The organism is Haloarcula sp. Atlit-7R (assembly GCF_003666065.1).
Classification (GTDB): Archaea; Halobacteriota; Halobacteria; order Halobacteriales; family Haloarculaceae; genus Haloarcula; species Haloarcula taiwanensis.
Genome location: NZ_QXIK01000003.1, coordinates 104989 through 130552, shown reverse-complemented (window position 1 = coordinate 130552; position 25564 = coordinate 104989). Strand labels below are relative to the sequence as shown.

The 25564-nt window shown below is 64.1% G+C and carries 22 protein-coding genes and 2 tRNA genes; 9 read left to right on the top strand and 15 right to left on the bottom strand.

Annotation, left to right across the window (positions count from 1 at the left end; all coding sequences use genetic code 11):
• Positions 1 to 39 precede the first annotated feature (39 nt).
• The 7 genes from D3D01_RS07880 to D3D01_RS07850 all read right to left on the bottom strand — a co-directional run bounded on the left by D3D01_RS07880 (position 40) and on the right by D3D01_RS07850 (position 8299).
• Positions 40 to 2343: a peptidase gene (locus tag D3D01_RS07880; RefSeq protein ID WP_121511817.1), complete on the bottom strand. Its 2304-nt coding sequence runs from the start codon at positions 2341 to 2343 to the stop codon at positions 40 to 42.
• A 225-nt stretch (positions 2344 to 2568) separates the two neighbouring features.
• Positions 2569 to 2862 (bottom strand): stress response translation initiation inhibitor YciH, encoded by a 294-nt coding sequence (gene yciH / locus D3D01_RS07875; RefSeq protein WP_004516073.1) that lies wholly within the window; start codon positions 2860 to 2862, stop codon positions 2569 to 2571.
• A 44-nt stretch (positions 2863 to 2906) separates the two neighbouring features.
• Positions 2907 to 5141: a transglutaminase domain-containing protein gene (locus tag D3D01_RS07870; RefSeq protein ID WP_121511816.1), complete on the bottom strand. Its 2235-nt coding sequence runs from the start codon at positions 5139 to 5141 to the stop codon at positions 2907 to 2909.
• Entirely contained in the window at positions 5138 to 6112 is a 975-nt protein-coding gene (locus tag D3D01_RS07865) for a DUF58 domain-containing protein (protein ID WP_121511815.1), read from the bottom strand. Before D3D01_RS07865 ends, D3D01_RS07870 begins: the two co-directional genes overlap by 4 nt.
• The gene (locus D3D01_RS07860) at positions 6109 to 7068 is read right to left on the bottom strand and encodes a MoxR family ATPase (RefSeq protein WP_121511814.1); all 960 of its coding nucleotides are present in this window, start codon (positions 7066 to 7068) and stop codon (positions 6109 to 6111) included. The genes D3D01_RS07865 and D3D01_RS07860 overlap by 4 nt, the downstream gene beginning before the upstream one ends.
• A 194-nt stretch (positions 7069 to 7262) precedes the next feature.
• Entirely contained in the window at positions 7263 to 7532 is a 270-nt protein-coding gene (locus D3D01_RS07855) for a hypothetical protein (RefSeq protein WP_121511813.1), read from the bottom strand.
• 83 nt (positions 7533 to 7615) lie between these two features.
• Positions 7616 to 8299, bottom strand: coding sequence for a class I SAM-dependent methyltransferase (locus D3D01_RS07850; RefSeq protein ID WP_121511812.1), 684 nt, complete (start codon positions 8297 to 8299; stop codon positions 7616 to 7618).
• A 162-nt stretch (positions 8300 to 8461) separates the two neighbouring features.
• Here D3D01_RS07850 and D3D01_RS07845 point away from each other — a divergent pair, with 162 nt between their 5' ends.
• On the top strand, positions 8462 to 9805 hold the full coding sequence (locus D3D01_RS07845; RefSeq protein ID WP_121512094.1) for a tryptophanase: 1344 nt from the start codon (positions 8462 to 8464) through the stop codon (positions 9803 to 9805).
• Positions 9806 to 9903: 98 nt separating this feature from the next.
• Complete coding sequence (locus tag D3D01_RS07840) at positions 9904 to 10122, top strand: hypothetical protein (RefSeq protein ID WP_004516066.1); 219 nt, start codon at positions 9904 to 9906, stop codon at positions 10120 to 10122.
• Here the strand turns inward: D3D01_RS07840 and D3D01_RS07835 are convergent.
• The 7 genes from D3D01_RS07835 to D3D01_RS07805 all read right to left on the bottom strand — a co-directional run bounded on the left by D3D01_RS07835 (position 10079) and on the right by D3D01_RS07805 (position 14134).
• Positions 10079 to 11056, bottom strand: coding sequence for a 5,10-methylenetetrahydromethanopterin reductase (locus D3D01_RS07835; RefSeq protein ID WP_121511811.1), 978 nt, complete (start codon positions 11054 to 11056; stop codon positions 10079 to 10081). The genes D3D01_RS07840 and D3D01_RS07835 overlap by 44 nt on opposite strands.
• The gene (locus tag D3D01_RS07830) at positions 11043 to 11816 is read right to left on the bottom strand and encodes a coenzyme F420-0:L-glutamate ligase (RefSeq protein ID WP_121511810.1); all 774 of its coding nucleotides are present in this window, start codon (positions 11814 to 11816) and stop codon (positions 11043 to 11045) included. Before D3D01_RS07830 ends, D3D01_RS07835 begins: the two co-directional genes overlap by 14 nt.
• Positions 11817 to 11923: 107 nt before the next feature.
• Positions 11924 to 12412: a metallophosphoesterase family protein gene (locus D3D01_RS07825; RefSeq protein WP_101351180.1), complete on the bottom strand. Its 489-nt coding sequence runs from the start codon at positions 12410 to 12412 to the stop codon at positions 11924 to 11926.
• Between the two features lie 68 nt (positions 12413 to 12480).
• Positions 12481 to 12783 (bottom strand): winged helix-turn-helix transcriptional regulator, encoded by a 303-nt coding sequence (locus tag D3D01_RS07820; RefSeq protein ID WP_121511809.1) that lies wholly within the window; start codon positions 12781 to 12783, stop codon positions 12481 to 12483.
• A 106-nt stretch (positions 12784 to 12889) separates the two neighbouring features.
• Entirely contained in the window at positions 12890 to 13543 is a 654-nt protein-coding gene (locus D3D01_RS07815; RefSeq protein WP_101351178.1) for a hypothetical protein, read from the bottom strand.
• A gap of 395 nt (positions 13544 to 13938) precedes the next feature.
• A tRNA-Asp gene (locus tag D3D01_RS07810) sits at positions 13939 to 14011 on the bottom strand.
• Positions 14012 to 14061: 50 nt separating this feature from the next.
• Positions 14062 to 14134, bottom strand: a tRNA-Asp gene (locus tag D3D01_RS07805).
• A 276-nt stretch (positions 14135 to 14410) separates the two neighbouring features.
• Here D3D01_RS07805 and D3D01_RS07800 point away from each other — a divergent pair.
• The 7 genes from D3D01_RS07800 to D3D01_RS07770 all read left to right on the top strand — a co-directional run bounded on the left by D3D01_RS07800 (position 14411) and on the right by D3D01_RS07770 (position 22980).
• Positions 14411 to 14638 carry a DNA-directed RNA polymerase subunit H gene (locus D3D01_RS07800; protein WP_004515447.1) on the top strand — a complete coding sequence of 76 codons (228 nt, stop codon included), beginning with the start codon at positions 14411 to 14413 and terminating at the stop codon, positions 14636 to 14638.
• On the top strand, positions 14638 to 16203 hold the full coding sequence (locus D3D01_RS07795) for a DNA-directed RNA polymerase subunit B'' (protein ID WP_101351177.1): 1566 nt from the start codon (positions 14638 to 14640) through the stop codon (positions 16201 to 16203). Before D3D01_RS07800 ends, D3D01_RS07795 begins: the two co-directional genes overlap by 1 nt.
• A 1-nt stretch (position 16204) precedes the next feature.
• Positions 16205 to 18031: a DNA-directed RNA polymerase subunit B gene (rpoB, locus tag D3D01_RS07790; protein WP_053969352.1), complete on the top strand. Its 1827-nt coding sequence runs from the start codon at positions 16205 to 16207 to the stop codon at positions 18029 to 18031.
• Positions 18028 to 20937: a DNA-directed RNA polymerase subunit A' gene (locus D3D01_RS07785; RefSeq protein WP_121511808.1), complete on the top strand. Its 2910-nt coding sequence runs from the start codon at positions 18028 to 18030 to the stop codon at positions 20935 to 20937. The genes rpoB and D3D01_RS07785 overlap by 4 nt, the downstream gene beginning before the upstream one ends.
• Before the next feature lie 2 nt (positions 20938 to 20939).
• Entirely contained in the window at positions 20940 to 22127 is a 1188-nt protein-coding gene (rpoA2, locus tag D3D01_RS07780; protein ID WP_101351175.1) for a DNA-directed RNA polymerase subunit A'', read from the top strand.
• A complete protein-coding gene (locus tag D3D01_RS07775) occupies positions 22127 to 22552 on the top strand; it encodes a NusA-like transcription termination signal-binding factor (protein WP_101351174.1) in 426 nt (141 codons plus the stop codon). The genes rpoA2 and D3D01_RS07775 overlap by 1 nt, the downstream gene beginning before the upstream one ends.
• 95 nt (positions 22553 to 22647) lie before the next feature.
• Positions 22648 to 22980, top strand: coding sequence for a hypothetical protein (locus D3D01_RS07770; RefSeq protein ID WP_233563277.1), 333 nt, complete (start codon positions 22648 to 22650; stop codon positions 22978 to 22980).
• A 25-nt stretch (positions 22981 to 23005) separates the two neighbouring features.
• On the opposite strand, the gene D3D01_RS07765 is transcribed toward D3D01_RS07770, so the two are convergent.
• Positions 23006 to 25393, bottom strand: a complete 2388-nt coding sequence (locus tag D3D01_RS07765; RefSeq protein ID WP_121511807.1) for a methyl-accepting chemotaxis protein — start codon at positions 25391 to 25393, stop codon at positions 23006 to 23008.
• Between the last annotated feature and the right edge of the window lie 171 nt (positions 25394 to 25564).

Below are 25564 nucleotides of genomic sequence, written 5' to 3'. Positions count from 1 at the left end.
GACTGGCCGACCGCAATAACTGTTCCCTTCGGGCTCGTGTCAGGAACGACGCTGGCGGGCAATCAGAGCTGCAAGCAACACCGCGAGACCGGCGATAATCGCGGTAAAGCCGTCGCCCTCTCCCGCTGTCGTCCGTTTGTCTGTGGGCATCTCCGTCGGGCTCGGAGTTGACGGCGGTGCCGCCGTCTCCGTTGAGACGACCACGTCGACCGTCGTCGTCGTTCGTCCGTCACCCACCGACAGCGACACTGTTCCGCGTTCATCGAGGGTGACTGTCCGCGTGACTGTTGTCGTTACCTGTGGCGAGAGATACAGCCGCTGTTCGGCGAACACGACATCGTTGCGGCGGAACTCGACCGTTGTTGTCCCCGGAATATCGTTGTCGTTGGCGACAGTCGCAGTCACGTCGACCCTGTCCCCCTGCTTGACTTCGCGGGGACTCGCGGTGACGTCGGTCACGCTGGCTACCGCCGGTTCCGTCACCACGACAGTGACGGTGTCACCGTCGACGCTGACCACGTATCGGCCAGGGGCAGCAAACGTGTGTGTCACTTCAACCTCGGTCCGTACTCCCGGCTCGATCTGGCCCTGTTTCGCGTCGACGACAGTCTCGTTGACCGCGAGCGACACGTTGTACGCCCCTGCCTCGCCGCCAGCGTTCTCGACGACGGCATCGACCGCGAGCGTCTCGTTTGTCGCCAGCCGGATCGGTTCGCTACCGCCGACCGGTGTGTCCGACCGGTAGAGACTATCTGCGCGGTAGGCGTCCGCCCTGTCGACCGGCGGGAGGCTGTAGCCAATACGGGCGGGAATCGAACCGAACAACCGCCGATGTGTCGTCACGTTCCACATCGTCACGGCCGCTGCCGTCTCGGTCTCCGTCGCGGTCGCGTCCCGGACGCTCGGGTCACTAGCGGACTCGATCTCAGCGAGGAGCTGCGACTGCGTGACGGGGTCACGGTAGCCGTTCAGCGACTGAAACACGCGCTGGAGTGTCTGGTTACGGCCAGTCGCCGAACGGATGTGGACATCGGTTCGTCCGGCGACGAGCGCCCCTTTCCAGTAGTTCGCGTCGTTCGTCCAGCTTGTCCTATCGGTCAATCTCACGTCACTGTAGACCGGCCGCCCGCCCGCCGCGAGCTGTGCCTGAAACTCGTCGAACCCGATCCGGTTCTGTTCCAGCGTCAGGACAGCGGCGTAGTACGTCGCCCAGCCTTCGACCGTCCACCGTGTCTTCCCCGTCGTCTCGTAGGCCTGCCGGCTGTGGACGTACTCGTGGAGCCAGACGTTGTTCGCGACATCCAGCGACTGCCGGGACTGGACCCACATATCTGCGTCACCGATCTGATATCCCTCGACCCCCCAGCTGACGGCCCCGGATGGCGCGGCGACGACGAACACCTGCTCGTCACGGTCACCGACCCGGAGCGCGTTCGACGCGTTCGCCATCGAGTCCAGCACCGAAATCGGTGAGGCCGTCATCGTCGCACGCTCTGGCACAGCCAGCGTGAACGTCTGGTTGTGCGCCGTCTCCTCGAAGGTCGCGACCTCGCCGAGGTACACGATTTCCTCGCCCGCCGCACCAGGCCCCGCCGTCCGGAGTGTCCGGTTGTACCTGACGGGGTCACGGCCGGTGTAGCGCCAGCGCGTCGGCGTCTGTGAGCGTGTGAGCAGCGCCCACTCGCCCGTATCGACGCTGAGATACCGTCCCTCGGCACCCTCCGGACCGCTCTTTTCGATGGTCCGATTCGGGTTGATGCGGTAGCTGATCGTCGCTGTATCCGTCGGCTCTTCCCACTCGTACACGGACTCGTTGACGCGCTCGAACCCGTCCGTTTCGGTCACCGTCGCCGCCGCCGGGACGTGCGTTTCGAGGTCGACAACCCGGTCTGGCACCTCGTAGGTCAGAGTCACCGCGACTTCGCCCGGCTGTTCCGGTACGCGCGCGTAAGTCTGTGTCTGCTGAATTACGTCACCATCGCTGGTCTGTGCTGTACCCGATATGGCTGTCCCCGTCTCCATGCCGGCCGCTGTCGTAGCTATGTCCCCGCCTTGTTCCCGTGGCTGTCGTCGATGTGTATCGGCGCTTCTCGTTCGGATTACTGAGCTATTCGCCTCGGCAGTGCCTGTCGACGACTGCACTGTCCCGACCGTCGCCCCACTCCGATTTGGCGCTGTCTCACTTCTGTATGTGCAGTTCTCGCCGACCCCAGCCGCCAGTCCGTCGTCGTCAGTCACCGCCCCGTGGTCAGTAGTCGCCGCCACCGGGAGCGACGCGATTCCCCCACCGAGGAGAAGGACCACGAGTCCGACGGCCACCACCCGCCGGGGTACAACGAACATTGCGAACAGTTACCGTCCCATGGTTGAAATAGTTGACCGCCGATCGTGAGTGTTGGTATCACGCATCGATAGCCGCTGCTCCTGGTTGTACTCAGAAGTTCTCACGACGGCACAAAAACGGCTGGATATAGTTCACTGCGGGCGATCACAGCTGAAAAGCCAGCGAGCAGGTCACAGCAGCGGCTTGCCACGGCGCTCTCACGAGAACCGTTGGCAGTCAGGAGTTCAGGCGACGTTGAAACCTTTGTCGCGGAGGAAATCCTCGACGCGGCCCGTGTGATTGCCCTGGAGCTCTATCTGTCCGTCCTCGACAGTGCCACCGCAGGCGAACTTCGACTTGAGGTCTGAGGACAGCGAGTCCATGTCGACGTCTTTCGGGTCGAATCCCTCGATGATCGTTACCTCCTTCCCGTAACGGCGCTCGTCGATGCGGATGTTAATCTCCTGGGACTCCTTAGCGACGTCCTCACAGACGCAGAGCTCCTCAGGCAGCCCGCACGTCGAGCAGACTTCCGACATTACAATCGCGCCTACGAACACGACCTATTAAACACTGTCGGGGACTACCGGTCAGAGACGATTTCGTCGGCAATCCCGACGGCCTCATCGGCCATCGCCTCGCTCACGTCGCCGCTGTACCGGAGGCGTTCCCGTAGCGCGGCCAGCCGCTGGACCCGGTCGTCGGCCTCTATCGCGTCGAGATACGCCCGTACCGTCTCGCCGCTCTTGCGGTTCCGGTGGTCCCTTGCAAGGACGTACATGGCCCGCTGGAACGCCCGCTCAACATCGGTCTCGGGGTCCACGCGGCGCTGGTATCGCAGCCATACCGCCCGGTACGCTCGCTCGCTAAGGCCGGACCGGCGCGCGCCCGCTGCGATGCCGAGCAGCGCGACGACGCCCAGCGTCATCTCCTCGCGCGACGGGAGCGCCGGCAGGCGCAACTCCGTCGACTCGTCCGTGTCGGACGCTCCTGTCGTGCTGGTTGGCGTGTCAGTTTCGGTGGCCGTCGGCGTCTCAGTCGGTTCGGTTTCGGTATCGTTGGTCTCAGTCAACGGGGCGGGCGTCGACGTATCGGATGGCGTGTACTGCTCCACCGGGTCTCCGTCGCCGACAGTGGGCGACGGTCCGTCCGCATTCGCGTCCTCGATACGTTGCTGTCTGACTTCTTCGCGCGGCCCGGACGGCGTCGGGTCGAACTGCACCCAGCCTTGCCCAGGAAAGTACACCTCGACCCACGCGTGGGAGTTCAGCCCGCGCACGACCCACTCGTTCTCGTCGATTCGCTGGCCGGAGGTGTACCCGACGGTCATGCGCGCCGGGATGCCCTGGGTCCGGAGCATCGTCACCATCGTCGTCGCGAAGTAGACGCAGTACCCCTCGTCCATCTCGAAGAGGAAGGCGTCGGCGACGTTGAAACCGGGTCGATCGACGTCAAGTGAGTAGCCCTTGCTGTCCTGCAGCCAGCGTTCGATGACCAGCGCTGTCTCGTACGGGTTCTCGGCGTTCGCGGTGAGAATAGCCGTCCGTTCCTCAACCCGGTCCGGCGTGCTGTCGGGGAGCTGGGTGTACAGCTCCACGGTCGCGTCGTCGTAGTCGGTCCCGGCCTCACGCAGCCCGTCCGGGGTCGCCACGAGCAGCTCGCTCCTGACCTCGTAGCTGTCGCCTGTCGACAGCGTGCCGTCGGGCTGGAATCCGCCCTCGCTGGAGACCGAGACCGACGGTCCCCCAGAGTAGCGAACGGGCTTCCAGGCGGCCGGAACAGTCCCGATGGTCGACTCTGCCCGGAACTCCTGTCGAAGCGTCCGAGTTTCACCCGGTGGGCTGTCGAGGCGCTGGTCGCCGTACGGGCGTGGAGTTCCAGTCCGGACCCACCCGTTACCGGTGTAGCGGTCGTAGGAGGCGACCCGCCAGTAGCGCGGTTCTTCGCTTTCGACAGTGTACCGTATCTCAGGCGTCAACGAGATGCTCCCCTGTACCGAGAGGGACTCCCCGGCATCGAAGAGGCTCCCCTCGACGGTCTGACCCTCCGACCCGTCGTCGTACGATAGCAAGCTGTCACGGGTGATTGGTACCTGTGACAGCGCCGCCGGGACGACGATGATCGCCGCCAGCTGTTCGAGGACAGCGCGCCGCCCGGCGTCGATTCCCTCGCCGCCGTCGTCCGGGTGCTCCGTCGCGTCACCGCCAGTCATCGCGTCGGGTCGCCTCGTCAGGTCTGCCGGCTCGTCCGCTGACAGTGTATCGAGCGTCCCGAACCCAATAGTCGCCGCGATGCCGACGACGCCCAGCAGGGTCGTCACCACACCGGCGTCGGTCGTCAGGGCAAAGAACGCGAGCGCTGTGCCGGCCGCCACCGTCGCCGTCACGTACCAGCGCCGTAGCGCGAAATACCAGGTCAGAAACACCGGTGCCGGCGCGAACGACAGCACCCACAGCCTGACCTTGGCGATCTGGAGCAGCGACCGCCCGGTCAGCAGGGCGGCGGTATCCCCCAGCAGGTCCGTCACCGCCGGATTCGTCGAGAGGCTCAGGATGTACGCGACGAGTCCGCCAGCGAACAGCACTGCGCCGACACCGACCGCGAGGGGCGGTCTGAGCACGCGGGCAAGCAGCGTTGCACCCACGAACGAGAGCGCGGCAAGCGCCAGAAACAGGGTCGGGTCGCCGACCACGTCGCTGAGGTAGTACATCGTCCGCAGTGGCGCGCCGATGGCCAGCGCCGCCCCAAGCAACGCCAGTATCCGGGACCCGCTCCACGAGACCCGGCCGCGGACCCGTTCCGTGACGGCGGCACTCATCCGTTCACCTCGCCCGCGATGGGGTTGTCACGGCTGGCGGTCACGTCGCCGAAGGACTGGCGGCGGCCGTCAACCGACACCGTGACGCCGTCGCCGTTGGCCGTGACGACCACATCAGCGTCGTCCACACGGTCGGTCCGGCCCGCGTCGGCACAGGCCAGCAGTTCGAGCAGTCGCGTCCGATGGGTGTCGCCGTACCCCTGTTCGACCCCATCGTTCGGAACGGCGAGTTCGACGGCCAGACCGCTCTCCAGCGCGGCCATCGCGATGGTCGCCGCCGCAGCGGCCATCGCGTCGGCGTGCCCTTGCTGGGCTTCCGCGGCAACGAGCAGGGTCCGGTCGCTTCGGCTGTCGGTGAACTCCTTGACTAACAGGTCCTCGCGCTTGGCGCTGGATTTCCAGTGCACGTCCCGCAAGGAGTCGCCGCTGACGTACTCGCGCAATCGGTCGAACGACTGCCGGTCTTCGTTTTCCGGCGTGAACGTCTGTGCGAACGCGTCTGTCCCGCCCAGCCGGTAGACGGGCGGATACACGAGCACGTCGGTTCTGTTTCCGATGGTGTAGTGCTCCCTGACGAGCCCAAGTGCATCCGTCACCGTCACGTCGACTGGGCCGACCTGTTGCTCGCCCCGGGCCGTGTAGGTGACGCGGTAGGTCACCGTCGCGGGCAGGGACTTCCGGACTGTCGTCTCTCCCTCAAGCCCCTCAGAAAGCCGGTCGGTGACCGTCGCAATCCCGCTGCCGTCGACGCGGAACTCCACGGGCTTCGTCTCACCGGGAAACCCGCGGCGGAGGCGGCCCCGTTCGACGGTCGGTTCGCCGCTCCAGCGAACCTGCACGGCGGCGGCGAACACACCCACGAACAGCGGGCCGGCAACGGCAGTAAGCCCGGGCTGCCCGAATCTGGCACTGACCAATAGGGCGGCAACGGCGACGGCGAGGACGGCGAAACCACGGCGTGTCGGTCTCATTCGACGTAGACGGTATCGAGTGCCTCCGCGACGAGTTCCCGGGCGTCCTGCTCGCTGCGCTCGGTCCGGATGCGGTGTGGCAGGACGACCGGCGCTTCAGTCTGGATGTCGTCGGGGATGACGTAACTGCGGCCGTCGAGTACGGCGCGGGCCTGTGCCGCCCGGAGCAGCGAGATGCTCCCTCGCGGGCTGACACCCAGCTGTGCGTTCTCCCGCGTGTACCGCGCGAGTCGGGTCGCGTACGACCGGATCGGCTCTTCGACGGTCACGTCGGCTACTGTTTCCCGAGCGGCGGAGAGCGCTTCGAGCGTGGCGACCGACGACAGTTCCTCGATGGGGTGGTGGCCCACCACGTCACCCAGCATCTCCGTCTCCGCCGCCTCGTTCGGATACCCCAGATGGAGCTTCGTCATGAACCGGTCGAGTTCGGCCATCGGCAGATCGTAGGCCCGGTTCTGCTCGACCGTGTTCTGCGTAGCGATGACCGTGAACGGCTGTGGCACGGGGTGTGTGGTCCCGTCGACCGAGACCTGCTGTTCCTCCATCGCTTCCAGCAGCGCCGACTGCGTTTTCGGCGGCGCGCGGTTGATCTCGTCTCCGAGGACGACGTTGGCGAAGATCGGCCCCGGCCGGAACTCGAACTCCTGTGTCTTCTGGTTGTAGATGTTGACACCGGTCACGTCGGTCGGGAGGAGGTCCGGCGTGAACTGGACGCGCTTGAATTCGCCGTCGAACGACGCCGCGACGGAGCGAGCTAACATCGTCTTGCCGACGCCGGGGACGTCCTCAAGCAGGACGTGACCGCGTCCAAGCAGCGCGATGACAATGTGTTCGATTGCGTCGTGTTGCCCGACGATGACCTGTTCGACGTTTTCGATCACCTGATTGGCGACGCGTGTGGCGTCGCGGAGAGGACTGTCCGACTGTTGACTGTGTGAGGTGTCAGTGTCTGTCATAGTCGCAATCTCGTGGGACGACGCCGTGGCACGGGGACTGGTAGGATAGTCTGCCCTGTCGACCAGTAAGTGTCTTGTGTGGGGTACCACATCCTCCGGGCCGTTTAGTTGTAGCCACGTCTATGGCGTGCGCGTATGTAACTCTGTGGATGAGTGAGAACAACACACATCCGGTTCACGGCCGGTAGCGCCGCTCACCAGGACTTACACGCCCCACAGACGAGGATGCCGTCCTGTGTCCACCGCCGCTCGACGACCTCCCCACACTCGGCGCAGGCCGCTCCATCGGGCGACCACGCGTACGTCGTCACGGCCGGGTCGACCCCGTCGGTCGAGGCTTCGGCGTCGGAGGCTTCGCTTTCTGTCTCTGCCGTCTCGTCTCTCGCAGACGTGCCGTTCTCTCCCCCATCCTCGCTCTCGTCGCCACCGTCGAGAAAGTCCTCCAGCGAGGCATCTTCGGCCATACTCCGTAGTTTTGCTCGCGGGCACAAAATACCCTGTCGGTCGTTCCGGCCGAGGTCCGTGTTTTGACCGGCTATCCGGGCCGTTATTCCGTGGCGACGCCGACAGTCAGCAACGTCCCAAGTTCGCGGTAGCGCTCGACCATCGCCTCTCGGGTCTCGAACTCGTCGGTTGGAAACGCATCCGCCGGCGGAATCTCGACCTCGCGGTCGGGGATGGTGTCCTGTGATGCCACGGCCAACCCCGCCTCGCGGAAGGCCTCGCGGTACTCCGGGGCGCTCCAGCGTGTCATCTCGATGTCGATGAACTCCTGCCACTCGTGGGAGTGGACGTTCTCCTCGTAGTAGTTCACCGCGATGTGGGCGGTCCCGCCCGGTCGCAGCACTCGTGCGATTTCTTCGAGCGTGTGTGGCGGGTCGCTGGCGTAGTAAAACGCCTCCATCGAGAACACGTGGTCGATGCTGTCGGTCGCAAACGGCAGGGCGTCGAAGTCCCCGCGCAGGAACCCGATACCGTCGTCGTCCGTGTACTCGCGGGCGTTCCGGAGCATCTCCGGCGACCCGTCGAGACCATAGCAGGGCCCGGCGTCGTTGGTGTCCCGAAGCGCACGGAGCGCATAGCCCGACCCCGTTCCGAGGTCGAGGACCGTGTCGCCCGGTTCGACCGGCATCCGGGCGAGGACGTGCTTGGCGGTGTGCCAGTGCCGGTCTTCCATCCCTCTGTCTTTGCCTTCGGCCGCCCACGCGTCGAATTCCTCGCGAACGCTCATACGTCCCTCCAGCAGTTGTGGCCCCAAAATGCCCGCTATTTTGGCCTGCCAGAAACACCTGTCCACCGATAGCCGCACTCGGCTGGTGATGGACATCTCAGCCCACCGCTGTACACAGACTATCAGATGGGGAATAAGTCGGTCGCCGTACTGCGACACAGCATGCGCTCGTACAAGGCCAAATCGGTAACCTCGATACAGCTCCCGCCCCGTGAACGACGTGCGGCCGCGCTCACCGAGGCCGGACACAACGTCTTTAACCTCGCTTCGGATGATGTCTTTATCGACCTGTTGACTGATTCGGGGACTGGCGCGATGAGTGACGACCAGTGGGCGGACGTAGTCCGCGGGGACGAGGCCTACGCCGGTTCGCGCTCGTTCGAACGCTTCCGTGAGGCGGTCGCCGACGTGATGGGATTCGACCGCGTGGTCCCGACTCATCAGGGCCGCGGCGCGGAGAACGTCCTCTTCGGGGCGCTACTGGACGAGGGTGACGTCGTGCTCAACAACACGCATTTCGACACCACCCGCGCACACGTAACGAATCAAGGCGCTACTGCGGTCGACTGCCCGGCAGAGACGGATCTGACCTCCGACAGCGTCGGGACGTTTGCCGGAAACTTCTCCACAGACCGTGGGTGGGACGCCGTCGAAAAGTACGGGGAGGACGCTGTTTCGGCTGTCGTCCTGACGATCACGAACAACTCCGCCGCCGGTCAGCCGGTGTCCATGGAGAACATCCGCGAGACGGCCGCCTTCGCCACGGAAATCGACGCAACGTTCGTCATCGACGCCTGTCGGTTCGCCGAAAACGCACAGTTCATCAAACAGCGGGACCCCGAATACGCCGACACGCCCCTCAATGAAATCGCTCGCGAGCAGTTGCGTCCCGCAGACGCAATCACGATGAGTGGGAAAAAGGACGCACTCACAAACATCGGCGGGTTCACCGCCGTTCGCGACGCTGCCCTGTTCGAACAGTGCAAACAGCGCGCGATCCTGTACGAGGGGTTCCCGACTTACGGGGGCCTCGCGGGTCGCGATCTCGAAGCGATGGCCACCGGTCTACGGGAAGCGGTCCAACCGCCGTACGTCGCCGAGCGGATCGAACAGGTCGCGACCCTCGGCGACCTCCTGCGTGAGCGCGACATCCCGATTGTCACGCCGACCGGCGGTCACGCCGTCTACATTGATGCCGCGGCCCTGTTCCCGGATATTCCCGCCGACCAGTTCCCCGGGCAGCGCCTCGTCTGTGAACTCTACCGCGAAGGCGGCGTCCGGACAGTCGAACTCGGCTCGTTCGCCTTCCCCGGGACCGACCGTCCGGAACTCGTCCGCCTCGCCCTGCCCCGCCGGACATACTGGCGCGAACACCTCGAACACATCGCGGAGACCGCTGCTCGCGTCCGCGACCGCCGCGACGAGTACACCGGCCTGAAAATCGTCTGGGAGCCACCGATGGAAGAACTCAGACACTTCTCAGCGGAACTCGAACCCGTCGCGTAAGGGCGCTCGATTGTAACTCCGGACGAGAGCGGCTCTCGAGCGCCCGTGTGGTGGCCGGGAACGCAAACGCAAAGTGGGGCCACGCTAACGTTCAGGTAATGCAAGGACTGCTGTCGGAACTGCTCCAGAGCATCATCGACATGCCCGGCTGGTTCATCGACGTGGCACTGAACGACCCGCTGGCGGCGCTTATGCTCGCCGTCGGTGCCGTCATCACGACCGTCTCGGTCGCCTTCTTCGGGTACCTGTCGCTGGGGGCCGTGCTTTCGCTGTTCAGCGGCTCCGGCGGTCGAGGACCGCCCCAAGCAAATCGATAGCCGTCTCGACATCCGGCCCGAGCGGCGACGCGAACACCACGCTGTCTGCGTGTTCTTCCAGCACCGCCGTGCGTTCGGCCACCGTCTCCGGCGTCCCGGCGATACAGAACGCGTCCAGCATCGCTTCGGTAACGCCGTCGAATGCGGCCGTGAAATCGCCGGCGGAAATCGCCTGCCCGATATCTTCGGCGGCCTCGTGGTCGATGCCGTGGCGGTCGAGCACTGCCGGGGGTGAGCCGGCGGCGACGAACGCGACCGGCGGCCGCGCGGCCTCCCGTGCCTCGGTCGCGTCCTCGGCGACCGAGACGCTGGCGTAGGCCGCGAGGTCGAACTCGCCGTACTCCTCGGATCGCTCGTCGGCCATGTCCTCCACCTGCTCGCGTGCCCACGCGAGGTCTTTCGGATGCGCACCGTTGTACAGCGCGCCGTCAGCGTGTTTCGCTGCCATCCGGGTCATGTGCGGCCCCTGCGCGCCGACGTACACCGGAATCTCACCGACCTCGTAGTTCAGCCCGGCGTCGACGGCCTCAAACGTCCCGTCGTGGTCGACCCGCTCGCCGTCCCAGAGCTTCCGGGCGGTCTTGAACGTCTCAAGCACGCGTCGCAGCGCGTCGTCGTGGTCGAAGCCGAGATTGCTGAGCGTCGACTTATCGCCCGGCCCGATGCCGAAGACCGCCCGGCCGTCGCTCAGTTCGTCCAGCGTTGCGACCCGCGACGCTAGCGTCACTGGGTGCGTTTCGTAGGGGTTCGCGATGCCAGGGCCGAGCAGTACCTCGTCGGTCCGCTCGGCCATCGCGGTCAGCGACATGAACTGGTCGCGGTTGTTGTAGTGGTGACTGACGTAGACGGCGTCGAGCGAGTTCGATTCAGCCTGTTCGGCAAACGAGGCGAGCTGTGCGACCGGGTGTTCCGGGGTGAGTTCAATCGCGTACATGTGACCACTGTCTGAGTGCTTGTCTGACTACGTCCTTTTCGGGGTCGCGGAACAGTTGCTCGCTGTCCGCGTGGTCGCCGAAGTCGAAATCGCGGACGACTGCGGCGGGTGTTCCGCCGTCACCCTCGCCGGTGACGAGGTTGGCCGCGGCGGCGAGTTCGTCGACGACGGCCTGGACGGTGGCTTCGAGTTCACGGCCGTCGCGGTCGTGTTCGCCACGCCAGTCCCGTGACGCAGAAAGACCGGCCCAGCCCAGCGCGACCCCGCGCTGGCCGAGACGGAACGGCCGGCCTGACGTGTCAGTAACGATGACACTGGGTTCGACGCCCGCCTGCTCGCGGATGCCGTCACGGATCGCTTCAGCCTCCGCCGTCGGGTCTTCGGGAAGTAAGAGGAGGTCCGAGTCGGGCACGTTCGAGCGGTCAATGCCCGCGTTGACCGTGATGTGGCCGAACTCCGTCACCCCGAGGATGAACGGGGCTTCGACCAGCACTTCCTCACACTCCGCTATAATCGCCTGTGCCATCCGCGGGTCCTTCTCTTCACCGGCGATATCCTCGATGGTCGCCGCGATACGCCGGGCGCGCTCGCCCGGCTCGTACGATGACAGCGACCGGCCGCGTCCGCTGGCTTTGGAAACGATGGTGCTGGCGACACAGACCACGTCGTCATCCCGCAGGTCGGCCTGCTCGACGAGCAACTCGGCTATGTCATCGCCAGGTCGAACCTCGGGCAGCCCCTCGACCGCGAAGACTTCCATACCACTCCTGCGGTCCCTGCGGGAAAAAGACCCGCGTTCGCTGCAAAGCCGGCCAACAGTGGCAACAGCTGCCGGTACGCGGGAGCGAGCCGCGACAGCGCTGCGCTTTACAGCTCGTGCTCTGCTACGTCGAGCGTCCCATCCTCGACTGTCGCGGTCAACATCGTCGGGCGGTCTGCTGGCGAAGCTCCCGTGACGCTGCCGGGGTTAAGCAGCCGCACGCCCTCGTAGACGGTGTCAACAAGTTCGTGAGTGTGACCGGCGACGCCGACAGCGGTACTGTCGGCTTCCTCGCGGACCGCAGCGGCGACACGGTCTGCCCAGCCTTGCTGTGAGCCAGTCCCGTGTGTCACGACGAACGTGACGCCACCGAGTTCGACTGTCGCCCGTTCTGGCAACCCGATCTGCGGGTCGATGTTGCCCGAGACGGCGGTCAGTTCCGCCGCCATGTGCTGGCTGTCAGCGAGTGCTCCTTTGCTGTCGAAGTCACCGGCGTGGATGACGTGGTCGGCGACCTCGATGCGCTCCCGGAACGACGGCGGAATCTCGTGTTCCCGGGACGGAATATGCGAATCGCTAATGAGAGCGACATCCATATCGACCCATCGCATCGGCGTTCGAAAAGGGTTACTGCCACGGAAACGGGTTCGACTGACCGTTCTGGCTACTCTGTAGACGAGAATACGTCTCGCAGCCCGTCCAACTGCTCGATAAGTCTGTCGATGCCGTCGTTGATCGTCGCTACCCGCTCGTCGATGTTGTCGACCGGAATCGCTCCCTGCGGCGTCGGCTCGATGAGTTCGTCGTCTTCCAGCATCCGTAGCGAGTATCGCACTTTGTGTTTCGGAACCCCTGTCTCCTCGGCGAGCCGAACGATGCCGATCGGCCCGTTCTCGATGACGGCTTCGAGGATCGACAGGTCCCGCCCCTCCTTCTCGACCTGATCTTCGAGTCGGTCAATTCCCATAGCAAGTCGTACCTGTGCATTTACGGCCGCGATACATAAACGCCCCAGTTGCGGCACTGTGGCTCGGGTCTGTCAGCTGAAACTGTGCGCTCGGTGTCCACGACCCCTACTCGTCTGAGACCGGTGTCCGCCGGAGTTCGTCGAGCTGGTCTCGGAGCTTACTCAGCTCAGTCTCCAGTTCCTCGCGGCGGTCGATGAGCGCGCTCAGTTCCTCCGTGTTGACCGAGTAGTCGTTATCCATCGCCACGTCCAGCGCGTCTGTCGTCGCGCCCGTGAGGTCAGACGCGACCCGCAACACTTCACTTGGTGTCCCGCGGGATTCGTACAGCTCCTGTTCGCCTGACAGCGGGCTGTAGGTCACCATTGGCGATTCGACACCCCGGTGGTAGCTCACCGCGTAGCTCGTGTCTGTCACCGGATTGAGGCGGTCGTCCGCCCGCTCCGTCCGGACGATGTTGAACGGCTCAGCTAGTGCGGGAAACGTGTCGGCGAGGTCCCGCAACCGGTCAGCGGCGGTCACGTCCAGCTGTGCTTCCACGTCGCCGAAGAACTGCCGCGAATTGGTGAGGCTGAACGCCACGGTGTAAAACACCGACTCGTCGCTGTCGGCCAGATTGCGAACACGGTCGCGGACCTCCTCGTGCCGGCCCTCGATAGTGAGCTTCTCCAGTTCCTCAAGCAGCGCCCGGACGCCCTCTTCGCGTTCGAGGAACGCCTCGACGATTGCGCCGGGCATGTCCTCGCCATCCACGTCCTCCATGGCCTCTCTTTTGCGGGGCCTGGTAAACAGTTTGTCGCTGGCAGCCGCTAATCGGCACGCCTTACACCCAACACAAAACATATGCCATCCCACGTGAAGTGATAGCACGTCCGACCCCGGTGGACGGACACTATGACAGGCCACGGGGGAACTTCCCCGGCCACCTGCTACTGCTCTTGTGACATCAGTATACGCCGTTTTCTCGGCACGTAGGCGGTGTTTACTGCCTGCTGGACGGCTACTAATAACGCACCAGCGGTCCGTACGACGGCGGCGACGTGTTTCGTCGCTTCTGATCGGCGCTTGCGTGGTTCAAATTCCTCGCAGTCACACAGCGAATAGAGCAAGCGAGACGGCGATAAAACGCGTCGCTTGATGATTTGATTTCGAAGAAGCGCCCGGAGCGGGATTTGAACCCGCGTCACGACCGTGACAGGGTCGTATGATGGGCCACTACACCATCCGGGCAGCCTACGAGCACGCACTGCATAGCGCTCGTCAGTTTGGTCGCAATAGAACGCCCGGAGCGGGATTTGAACCCGCGTCACGACCGTGACAGGGTCGTATGATGGGCCACTACACCATCCGGGCCTTCGTTGCATTCTTTCGTACCTTGGTGTCAGTATTAAGACTTTCCAAAGAGACCCGCCCCGGGATGAATGCACATGACGGGACCCAAAGTTCTATGTCCGGTCTGCGTTATGTGGTTGGTAAGAGCAACCACGCCCGCAGTCCGTGAGGGTGGGCGGGTCCGATAGCCACGGCAGAGCGACTTGGTAAGTGTTATATGCGCCCCGACAGTACGGCCCTGTAGTATCTCGTGACAGCCACCTTCTCCAGCAGCAGGCCAAACGCACACGCACACACATGGTAGATGTAAGTCAACACGACCTCGTCCCAGACCACAGTGTCGTCGACGAGGACGACCTCGAAGCAGTACTCACGGAGTATGATATCAAGAAGACGGACCTTCCGAAGATCAAGCGCACCGACAAGGCGCTGCCGGACGACGCCGAAGTCGGTGACGTGGTTCGGATCGAACGCGACTCCCGGACGACCGACACCGCAGTTGTCTATCGACTGGTGGTAGAATAATGGACACACAAGATCGCCGCGCTATATCGCGTGAATATTTCGCCAAGGAACGGCTCGCCGAACACCACTTCCGCTCGTTCAACGCATTCCTCGACCGAGGGATGCAGCAGGTCGTCGACGAGAAAGAGACCATCGAGACTGACATCGGCGACAAGGAAGGACAGGAACCGGTGTGGGTCGAACTGGGCGACGTCCGCGTCGTCACCCCTCGGGTCCGCGAGGCCGACGGCAGCGAGGAACTGCTGTATCCGCAGGAAGCCCGCCTCCGCAACATTACCTACTCCGCGCCGGTGTTCATGGAGATGGCCATCGTCCGCGGTGGCGAGGAGGAACCGGAGGAAGTCGTCGACCGGACCGAGACCAAGATCGGGCGGATGCCCATCATGGTCGGGTCGAACAAGTGCAACATCGCGGGCTTCACCGACGAGGAGCTCATCGACATCGGCGAGGACCCCGCAGACCCCGGTGGCTACTTCTGTGTCAACGGCTCCGAGCGGGTGCTGATGACCAGCGAGGACCTCGCCCCGAACAAGATTCTGGCCGAGTACGACACCAAGTACGGCGACGAGGTGCAGGTCGCCAAGACGTTCTCCCAGCGCCGTGGCTACCGCGCGCTGGTGCTGTGTGAGCGGACGCGGGACGGACTGCTGGAAGTCTCGTTCCCGTCCGTCTCGGGCAGTATCGACTTCGTTACGCTGGTGCGCGCGCTGGGGCTGGAATCGGACGAGGAAATCGTCCACCGCGTCAGCGAGGACCCGGAAATCGTGAAGTTCATGCTGGAGAACCTAGAGGAGGCCGAGGTCCAGACGACCGAGGAAGCAATCGAGACGCTGGGCAAGCGCGTCGCCTCCGGGCAGGGCAAGAACTACCAGCTCAAGCGAGCCAACTACGTCATCGACCGCTATCTCCTCCCGCATCTGCACGAGGAAGGCGTCGAGGAAGAGGAGGTCCGCATCAACAAGGCGTTCTACCTCTGCCGGATGGCCGAGGCGTGTTTCGAACTGGCGCTTGGCCGCCGCGAATCCGACGACAAGGACCACTACGCCAACAAGCGGCTGAAGGTCAGCGGCGACCTGATGACGGACCTGTTCCGGACGGCGCTGAACAAGCTCGCCCGGGACGTGAAGTACCAGCTCGAACGGGCCAACATGCGCAACCGGCAGCTCTCCGTCTCGACGGTCGTTCGCTCGGACGTGCTGACCGAGCGGCTCGAACACCCCATCGCGACGGGGAACTGGGTCGGCGGCCGCTCCGGCGTGAGCCAGCTGGTCGACCGGACCGACTTCATGGGGGTGCTCTCGCACCTCCGGCGGCTGCGCTCGCCGCTCAGCCGCTCCCAGCCCCACTTCGAGGCACGGGACCTGCACGCGACCCAGTGGGGGCGCATCTGTCCCTCCGAGACGCCTGAAGGCCCCAACTGTGGGTTGGTGAAGAACTTCGCCCAGGCGATGGAGCTGTCACAGGACGTCGAGGATCCACAGGGTCTCAAACAGGAACTCGCGGAGATGGGGGTTCAGGGCATCCCCGGTATCGAGTCGATAGAACAGCAGCCCGCGGACGATTAACATGAGTCAGGGACGCGAAGCCAAAGTATACGTAAACGGTAGTCTGGTCGGCACACACCCCGACCCGGAACAGCTCGCAGAACAGGTACGACAGGCGCGACGACGGGGAGACGTCTCCCAGATGGTCAACGTCTCGGTGAAAAACCGGACCGGCGAGGTCATCATCAACGCCGACGCCGGCCGTGCCCGACGCCCGCTGCTGGTCGTCGAGGACGGCGAGCCGCTGATGACCGACGAGGAGGTCGAGCAGGTCAAAAACGGCGAACTCGAATTCGAGGAACTGGTCGAGCGTGGCCTCGTCGAGTTCATCGACGCCGAGGAGGAGGAGGACATCCTCGTCGGCGTCGACGAGGACGAACTCACCGAAAACCACACGCACCTGGAAGTCGACCCGCAGCTGATGTTCGGTATCGGTGCCGGGATGATTCCCTACCCCGAACACAACGCCTCGCCCCGGATTACGATGGGGTCGGGGATGATAAAGCAGTCGCTGGGCCTGCCGTCGGCGAACTACCGCATCCGCCCGGACACGCGCCAGCACCTGCTGCACTACCCGCAGCTCTCGATGGTCAAGACCCAGACAACCGAGCAAATCGGCTATGACGACCGCCCTGCGGCGCAGAACTTCGTCGTCGCCGTCATGAGCTACGAGGGGTTCAACATCGAAGACGCACTCGTAATGAACCAGGGGTCGGTCGACCGCGCGCTCGCCCGTTCGCACTTCTTCCGCACCTACGAGGGCGAGGAACGCCGGTACCCCGGCGGTCAGGAGGACCGCTTCGAGATTCCCGACGACGAGGTCCGCGGCGCACGCGGCGAGGAAGCGTACACGCACCTCGACGACGACGGTCTCGTCAACCCCGAGACGAAGGTCGGCGAGAACGCCGTCCTGCTGGGCAAGACCAGCCCGCCGCGGTTCCTCGAAGAACCGGACGACATGGGCGGACTCTCGCCGCAGAAGCGCCGGGAGACGAGCGTCACGATGCGCTCGGGCGAATCCGGCGTCGTGGACACGGTCACGCTGATGGAAGGCGAGGACGGCTCGAAGCTCTCGAAGGTCTCGGTGCGTGACGAGCGAATCCCCGAACTCGGGGACAAGTTCGCCAGCCGCCACGGCCAGAAGGGCGTCGTCGGCCACATCGCCCCCCAGGAGGACATGCCGTTCACCGAGGAGGGCGTCGTTCCGGACCTCATCATCAATCCGCACGCGCTGCCGTCGCGGATGACTGTCGGCCACATTCTGGAGATGATTGGCGGGAAGGTCGGCGCACTCGAAGGCCGGCGCGTCGACGGCACCGCCTTCACGGGCGAGGACGAGGAGGAACTCCGAGGCTCGCTCGAAGAGCACGGCTTCGATTCGTCGGGCAAGGAGACGATGTACTCCGGCGTCACCGGCGAGAAAATCGACGCAGAGATTTTCGTCGGCGACATTTTCTACCAGAAGCTGTACCACATGGTGTCGAACAAACTGCACGCCCGCTCGCGCGGGCCGGTGCAGGTGCTCACCCGCCAGCCTACCGAGGGGCGCGCCCGCGAAGGTGGCCTCCGTGTGGGTGAGATGGAGCGGGACGTGCTCATCGGGCACGGCGCGGCGATGGCGCTCAAGGAGCGACTGCTCGATGAGTCCGACCGCGAGTGGATAAACGTCTGCGGGCAGTGTGGGATGACCGCAGTCGAGAACGTCGAACAGCGGCGTATCTACTGTCCGAACTGCGAGGAGGAGACCGACATCCACGAGGTCGAGATGTCCTACGCGTTCAAGCTCCTGCTTGACGAGATGAAGGCGCTCGGAATCGCCCCGCGGATCGAACTGGAGGACGCAGTATGAGTTCACAACAGACACCACAGGAAATCGGTCAGCTCAGTTTCGGGCTGATGGACCCGGAGGAGTACCGCGAGATGTCGGCCACGAAAGTGATTACGGCCGACACGTACGACGACGACGGCTTCCCTATCGACATGGGGCTGATGGACCCGCGGCTGGGCGTCATCGACCCCGGACTGGAGTGCAAGACCTGCGGGAAACACAGCGGGTCGTGTAACGGCCACTTCGGCCACATCGAATTGGCCGCGCCCGTCATCCACGTCGGCTTCGCGAAACTCATCCGCCGGCTCCTGCGCGGGACCTGCCGGGAGTGCTCTCGGCTCTGTCTCGACGAGCACGAGCGCGACGAGTTCGCCGACCGACTGACACGGACCCAGGACCTCGGCCGCGACCTCAACGACGTGACCAAGGCCGCCATCCGGCAGGCCCGGAAGAAGGACCGCTGTCCGTTCTGTGGCGAGAAGCAGTACGACATCAAACACGAGAAGCCGACCACCTACTACGAGGTCCAGGACGTGCTGGCCTCGGACTACCCCGAGCGAATCGCCGCCGCGATGGAGGAGGCCGAGGAGCCGATCTCGCCCGTCGAACTATCCGAGGAGACCGGCATCGACAGCAGCCGCGTCCAGGAGATTCTCAGCGGCGAGTTCCGCCCGCGCCAGGAGGACCGCCGCGCCCTAGAGAAGGCGCTGTCGGTCGACCTGACTGAGGAGGACATGAACAAGCTCATGCCCAGCGACATCCGGGACTGGTTCGAGGACATCCCGGACGAGGACATCGAAGTGCTGGGGATGAAACCGGCCCGTTCACGGCCCGAGTGGATGATTCTGACGGTGCTGCCGGTGCCGCCGGTCACCGCTCGGCCCTCGATTACGCTGGACAACGGCCAGCGCTCCGAGGACGACCTCACGCACAAGCTCGTGGACATCATCCGCATCAATCAGCGGTTCATGGAGAACCGCGAGGCGGGTGCGCCACAGCTGATTATCGAGGACCTCTGGGAACTGCTGCAGTACCACGTCACCACCTTCATGGACAACGAGATCTCGGGCACGCCGCCGGCGCGACACCGCTCCGGCCGGCCGCTCAAGACGCTCTCCCAGCGCCTGAAGGGCAAGGAGGGCCGCTTCCGCGGCTCGCTGTCCGGGAAGCGCGTGAACTTCTCCGCTCGTACCGTCATCTCGCCGGACCCGACGCTCTCGCTCAATGAGGTCGGCGTCCCGGATCGGGTCGCAAAGGAGATGACCCAGACGATGAACGTCACCGAGCGCAACCTCGAAGAGGCCCGTCGCTACGTCTCCAACGGGCCGGAAGCCCACCCCGGCGCGAACTACGTCAAGCGGCCCGACGGCCGCCGGCTGAAGGTGACCGAGAAGAACTGCGAGGAACTGGCCGAGAAGGTCGAACCCGAGTGGGAAGTGTCCCGCCACCTGGTCGACGGCGACATCATTATCTTCAACCGCCAGCCGTCGCTGCACCGGATGTCCATCATGGCCCACGAGGTCGTCGTGATGCCGTACAAGACGTTCCGGCTGAACACGACGGTCTGCCCGCCGTACAATGCTGACTTCGACGGCGACGAGATGAATATGCACGCCCTGCAAAACGAGGAGGCCCGCGCGGAGGCCCGGGTCCTCATGCGCGTGCAGGAACAGATGCTCTCGCCGCGCTTCGGCGAGAACATCATCGGCGCGATTCAGGACCACATCAGCGGGACGTACCTGCTGACCCACACCAATCCGAAGTTCAACGAGACGCAGGCGCTCGACCTCCTGCGTGCGACCCGAATCGACGAACTGCCCGAGCCGGACGGCGTCGACGAGGACGGCGAGGAGTACTGGACCGGCCGCTCGCTGTTCTCGGAACTGCTGCCCGACGACCTGAATCTGGAGTTCACGTCCTCGGCCGGCGACACCGTCCGCGTCGAGGACGGCCAGATGACCGGCGGCACCATCGACGAGGACGCCGTCGGGGCCTTCGGCGGTGAAATCGTCGACACTATCGCCAAGGAGTACTCCCGGACCCGCGCCCGGATTCTCGTCAACGAGGTCTCGGCGCTGGCGATGCGCTCTATCATGCACTTCGGGTTCTCCATCAGCATCGACGACGAGTCCATCCCGCGGGAAGCGGAAGAGCAGATCAACGACGCCATCGACAGCGCCTACGACCGCGTCGAGGAACTCATCGAGACCTACGAACGGGGCGAACTCGAATCCCTGCCCGGCCGGACCGTCGACGAGACGCTGGAGATGAAAATCATGCAGACGCTGGGCAAGGCGCGTGACTCCGCCGGTGACATCGCCGAGGACCACTTCGGCGAGGATAACCCGGCCGTCATCATGGCCGAGTCCGGTGCGCGTGGGTCGATGCTGAACCTGACCCAGATGGCCGGCTGTGTCGGCCAGCAGGCAGTCCGCGGCGAGCGGATCAACCGCGGGTACGAGAACCGCACCCTCTCGCACTTCGAGGAGAACGACCTGTCGGCGGACGCCCACGGCTTCGTGGAGGCCTCCTACCGCTCCGGCCTCGGCCCCAAGGAGTTCTTCTTCCACGCGATGGGTGGCCGCGAGGGGCTGGTCGACACGGCCGTCCGGACCTCCAAGTCCGGGTACCTCCAGCGCCGGCTCATCAACGCCCTCTCCGAACTGGAGACGCAGTACGACGGCACCGTCCGGGACACAAGCGACACCATCGTTCAGTTCGAGTTCGGCGAGGACGGCACGTCGCCGGTCGACGTCTCCTCGAACCAGGACGAGGCCGCCGTCGACGTCGAGCAGATCGCCGACAGCGTCCTCGACGAGGAGTTCGAGAGCGAAAAGCAAAAAGAGAGCTTCCTCGGGACCCGCACCGAGCGGACCAACCTCTCGGAGCACGCGGACGACTGGTGGATGGCCGAGGGTGACGACTAACAATGACAGCACACGACGTATCAGCAGACATCGAGGCCGTCGTCGAGGACACCGAGCTGCCGCGACGGCTGAAAGACGAAGTGTACAGCACCATCGAGGAACGCGGCGTCGGCGTCGACGACGCCGACCGCATCGCCAAGGCCGTCGAGTCACGCTATCTCGACACCCGCGTCGACCCGCTGGACCCGGTCGGAACCGTCTCGGCCCAGTCCATCGGCGAACCGGGAACGCAGATGACGATGAACACGTTCCACTACGCGGGGGTCGCCGAAATCGACGTGACTCAGGGGCTACCCCGGCTCATCGAGCTGGTGGACGCCCGGAAGACGCCGGACACGCCGATGATGACGGTCCATCTGGACGAGGAGTACGCCCAGGACCGCGAGCGCGCCCACGAGGTCGTCTGGAAGATAGAGGCGACGCGCATCCTCGCGCTGGGAGACATCTCGACGAACGTCGCGGACATGCTCGTCGAGATAGACCTCAACGAGGACACGCTGCTGGAGCGGTGGCCGACGGTCAACGACACCGACGCCATCGCCGAGGAAATCGCCGAAACCATCGAGTCGAACCTCGGCGTCTCGACCCGGCAGGTCGGGACGGTCATCGAGTTCGGCCCGGAGGAACCCAGCTACCGCGACCTGCTCCAGCTGGTCGAGGAGCTTCGAGAGATCGTCTTCAAGGGCATCGAGGAGATTACCCGCGTCGTCATCCGCAAGGAGGAGACCGACAACGGCGAGGAGTTCGTCCTCTACACCGAGGGGTCGGACTTCGGCGAAGTGCTGGACATCGAGGGTGTCGACGCCTCCCGGACCACGTGTAACAACATTCACGAGATTTACCGGGAACTCGGCGTCGAAGCAGCCCGTGAAACGCTCATCAACGAGACGATGAACACGCTCGAAGAGCAGGGGCTGGACGACGTGAACGTCCGGCACCTGATGCTCGTGGCCGACATCATGACTAACGAGGGGACCATCGAGTCCATCGGCCGCCACGGCATCTCCGGGTCGAAAGACTCCGTGCTCGCCCGCGCAGCGTTCGAGGTCACCGTCAACCACCTGCTTGACGCCGCCATCCACGGCGAGGTCGACGAACTCGACGGCGTCACGGAGAACGTCATCGTCGGGAAGCCGATCAAACTCGGCACCGGTGACGTCAACCTCCGGATGGGTACGACTCAGGACTGATGCGGGTCGAACTCTCGGACGAAGCACGTCGACTGGTCGCCCTCTTCGAGGACGAGGCAGCCGTCACCGTCCGGGATTGCGTCGTCGACGAAGAGCACGACCAGGTGGTGTACCTGGTCAAACGCGGCGAGATGGCCGACGCTATCGGCCCGGGCGGTCAGACGGTCGAGCGCGTCGAAGAGCGTCTGGGCCGCGAGGTGAAACTCGTCGAGGCCGCCGAGACGGCCGAGGACTTCGTGGCCAACGCGCTCGCACCGGCCGCGGTGTACAACGTCACCGTCTCCGAGAACGACGACACCGTCGCCTACGTCGAAGTGGCACAGGAGGACCGCGGGGCCGCAATCGGCCGCGAGGGGCGCAACATCGACGCCGCCCGGCAACTGGCCAAGCGACACTTCGACATCGACGGCATCGAACTGACCTGAGCGGGGCGATTCGGACGGGGTGTGGACCCGAGTAGCCGGACAGTCGACGCGGTGACTGGCAGAAACTGTTTTTTGTCGGCTGTAAACGGACTGCTATGCCTTCGCTCCGGCGTCCAGACGGTGGCAACCTCCTCGCTCCACTGACTATCGTCGGAATCTACCTGTCTCACGCACACGTTCTGGGGAATCCGCCGTCCGCACTCGAGGGCACGTCTACTCTCGCGCTGTTCGTGTTACTGCTAGCCACAATACCCGTCAAGGGACTGCTCGCGTCACTGCCGTACTCGCTTACCGGCGGGGGGCTAGTTGCGCTCTTTTATCTTGTCCGGTTCAGTCAGCGGCAGGATCTCGGCTCTGGCATCGGTATCCATTTTGATGGTTACAGTCTCCATCAATGGTTCGAGCAGAGTGTCGAACCAGAACTGTAGGTATCAGAATAAAATAGCTACGTACTCAGTCGTCGTCTGCTGAGGCGTCTGGCGCGTCGTGTTCGTACACGTCGGTATCGCTGTGTGTAGTTCCGCTATCGACATCGAACGTCTGCAGGAGTTCGCTGAGGTCGCCAGCCTGATCAGACAGAGATTCGATACCGCTAGTCACTTCGTTGATCGTCGCTGTCTGTTCCTCAGCGGCGGCGGCGACGTTCTCGGCGCTGGAAGCGGTTTCCTCGCTGATTGTCCCGACCTCGTCGGTCATTGCGACGACTTCCTCCGTCGTCGCGGCCTGTTCGTCGGTGGCGTCGCTAATGGACTGAATGCCGTCGTTTACCTCCTCGACCCGGTCGACGATGGCCTCAAGCGATTCGATGGCATCGTCGACAGTCTCGATACCGTCAGTGACGGAATCACCCATCTGTCTGATGTCGGTCACGGCGTCACCGGTGGTGTCCTGTACGTCTTCGATAACCGTCGAGACTTCTTCGGTGGCTTCAGTTGTCTCCTGCGCAAGACCCTTGATCTCGTCGGCGACGACGGCGAACCCTTCACCAGCCTCACCGGCGCGGGCGGCCTCGATGGAGGCGTTCAGCGCGAGCATGTTCGTCTGCTCTGCGATGTCGTCGATGAGGTCGACGATGTCCCCGATCTGCTCCATCTCCTCGTCGAGTGACTCGACGCGGTCGATTGTTTCGTCGGCTCGCGTCTCGATGTCGTTCATCACATCGATGGCCTCAGAAGCACGCTCGCTGCCGGTTTCGCCGATCTCGGCGGCCTCGTCCGACGTGGCCGCAACCTCGTCGGCCTGCGCTGCGACCTCTTCGACCGTTGCGGAGAGGCCCGACATCTCGTCGACCGTCTCCTCGATGTTCTCGTACTGTGTCTCCGCGCCGTCGGCGATCTCCTGGACGGATTCGCTGACCTCTTCGCTGGCGCTCCGGACCTCGGTGGCGCTTGCGGTGATCTGGTCTGCGGAGCCGTCGACGTCGTCGGCAAACTCACGGATACGCATGACTGTCTGGCCGAGCTGGGCGAGCATATCGTTGAACGCGGTGGCGATGTTGGCCATCGCGTCGTTGTCAGTGTCGGTGTCGAGCCGCTGGGTGAGGTCGCCGTCGGCCGCCTTCCGCATCACGGCCGAGAACTCCTCGGCCTGCTGTTCGAGGGTTTCTGCTATCTCTTCTGCCTCTGCCTTGGACTCTTCGGCCTCCTGCTGGGCCTGTTCGAGGTCGCTGATGAACGATTCGAGGTTCCCGTGCATGCTCGATAGCGACGAACCGAGCTGGCCGGGCACGTCCTTGTCGAGCGCCGGGTCGTCGAACGCCTGTCTGGAGAGCGCGTCAGCCTGTGCGGCGACGGTATCGAGATACGTCTTCATCTCGTAGAATGCGTTCTGGACATCGCCGACCTCATCGAGGCGGTCTGACTGCTCGATGTCGGTGTCGAAGTTGCCCACTGCGAGGGCTTCCGCCTGCGTCGAGAGTCGCCTGAGCGACTGCATGATCCCGCGACCGACGAGGACGCCGATGAGTGCGAACCCGGCCAGTGACACACCGATGATGGCGACGAAGCTCCCCTGAATACTGTCGCGGAGGGCGAAGGCGGTCGATTTCGGGGCCTGCTTGATCACGATCCACGGCGTGTCATCGACAGACTCCGCGGCGATCAGGTACGACCCGCTTCTGGCCACGCCGCTATCTTCCGCTGTGAGTGCGGTCAGGTTGGCGGAGACGTTGTACTGGGTGCCGATGGTCGATGCGTCCTCGGCGAACTGGACCGTCCCGTCCTGTCGGACGATCCGTGTCTCACCGCCCTCGATTGAGTTACGGAACTGGGCCGTCCGTGCAGTCACGTTGTGGACCACGACGATCAGTTTGTCGCTTCGGGCGACTGGGCTTGCGAAGGCGATGTGCTTCCCTCCCTCATAGGTGTACACTTTCGACATATCGACGGAGTTCGACCCGGTGACCGAGAGGCTCCCGCCCTCCCACTCGAAGTCGCCCGTCTGGAGCGACGTCTCCCGTCGGTCGCTCAGTGACGATTCCTTGATCTCCAGTGTCTCTTCGTTAACGTAGTGGATGGCGTACACTGACTCCGGCTGGTAGAACGCTTGCCGCTGTAACGCGCCACGGATCATCGTCGGGCTTCCCTCCTGAACGTCAGACAGCGTTGAGAGGGTTCGAGCGGCGTTGCGCTGGCTACGGACCCAGTCAGCTGTTGTCGTAGCCGTCTGGACGGCCCCGGTCTGGAGTTCGTTTTCACGCTGTTCTGTCAGCTCGTCTGCAACCGTCCGCTCCGCGGTGACGCTGACGCCCGCAACGAGCAGGGCGATACAGAGAATGATAAGCGCCAACTTCCGGAGATACGTTTGTCGGACGATATCTGGGAGACGTTGTTCAAGTTTCATAGCTACTCCGGCAGGTCTGTGTGAATAACTCAAGCGGCGGTACTAGAAACCACCTGCCCAGTTATCACACCTGATTCCGCGTGTGCGCGATCGATTATCATGGTCTGACGGAATCCGGCACTGAGAGTCGTGGCCCCTGATAGGTCTTCTGTTCGCTGTACGACTGCGTAG

Coding starts and splice junctions, on each gene's coding strand:
- D3D01_RS07880 (WP_121511817.1), bottom strand. CDS start 2,343: ATGTTCGTTGTACCCCGGCGGGTGGTGGCCGTCGGACTCGTGGTCCTT.
- yciH (WP_004516073.1), bottom strand. CDS start 2,862: ATGTCGGAAGTCTGCTCGACGTGCGGGCTGCCTGAGGAGCTCTGCGTC.
- D3D01_RS07870 (WP_121511816.1), bottom strand. CDS start 5,141: ATGAGTGCCGCCGTCACGGAACGGGTCCGCGGCCGGGTCTCGTGGAGC.
- D3D01_RS07865 (WP_121511815.1), bottom strand. CDS start 6,112: ATGAGACCGACACGCCGTGGTTTCGCCGTCCTCGCCGTCGCCGTTGCC.
- D3D01_RS07860 (WP_121511814.1), bottom strand. CDS start 7,068: ATGACAGACACTGACACCTCACACAGTCAACAGTCGGACAGTCCTCTC.
- D3D01_RS07855 (WP_121511813.1), bottom strand. CDS start 7,532: ATGGCCGAAGATGCCTCGCTGGAGGACTTTCTCGACGGTGGCGACGAG.
- D3D01_RS07850 (WP_121511812.1), bottom strand. CDS start 8,299: ATGAGCGTTCGCGAGGAATTCGACGCGTGGGCGGCCGAAGGCAAAGAC.
- D3D01_RS07845 (WP_121512094.1), top strand. CDS start 8,462: ATGCGCTCGTACAAGGCCAAATCGGTAACCTCGATACAGCTCCCGCCC.
- D3D01_RS07840 (WP_004516066.1), top strand. CDS start 9,904: ATGCAAGGACTGCTGTCGGAACTGCTCCAGAGCATCATCGACATGCCC.
- D3D01_RS07835 (WP_121511811.1), bottom strand. CDS start 11,056: ATGTACGCGATTGAACTCACCCCGGAACACCCGGTCGCACAGCTCGCC.
- D3D01_RS07830 (WP_121511810.1), bottom strand. CDS start 11,816: ATGGAAGTCTTCGCGGTCGAGGGGCTGCCCGAGGTTCGACCTGGCGAT.
- D3D01_RS07825 (WP_101351180.1), bottom strand. CDS start 12,412: ATGGATGTCGCTCTCATTAGCGATTCGCATATTCCGTCCCGGGAACAC.
- D3D01_RS07820 (WP_121511809.1), bottom strand. CDS start 12,783: ATGGGAATTGACCGACTCGAAGATCAGGTCGAGAAGGAGGGGCGGGAC.
- D3D01_RS07815 (WP_101351178.1), bottom strand. CDS start 13,543: ATGGAGGACGTGGATGGCGAGGACATGCCCGGCGCAATCGTCGAGGCG.
- D3D01_RS07800 (WP_004515447.1), top strand. CDS start 14,411: ATGGTAGATGTAAGTCAACACGACCTCGTCCCAGACCACAGTGTCGTC.
- D3D01_RS07795 (WP_101351177.1), top strand. CDS start 14,638: ATGGACACACAAGATCGCCGCGCTATATCGCGTGAATATTTCGCCAAG.
- rpoB (WP_053969352.1), top strand. CDS start 16,205: ATGAGTCAGGGACGCGAAGCCAAAGTATACGTAAACGGTAGTCTGGTC.
- D3D01_RS07785 (WP_121511808.1), top strand. CDS start 18,028: ATGAGTTCACAACAGACACCACAGGAAATCGGTCAGCTCAGTTTCGGG.
- rpoA2 (WP_101351175.1), top strand. CDS start 20,940: ATGACAGCACACGACGTATCAGCAGACATCGAGGCCGTCGTCGAGGAC.
- D3D01_RS07775 (WP_101351174.1), top strand. CDS start 22,127: ATGCGGGTCGAACTCTCGGACGAAGCACGTCGACTGGTCGCCCTCTTC.
- D3D01_RS07770 (WP_233563277.1), top strand. CDS start 22,648: ATGCCTTCGCTCCGGCGTCCAGACGGTGGCAACCTCCTCGCTCCACTG.
- D3D01_RS07765 (WP_121511807.1), bottom strand. CDS start 25,393: ATGAAACTTGAACAACGTCTCCCAGATATCGTCCGACAAACGTATCTC.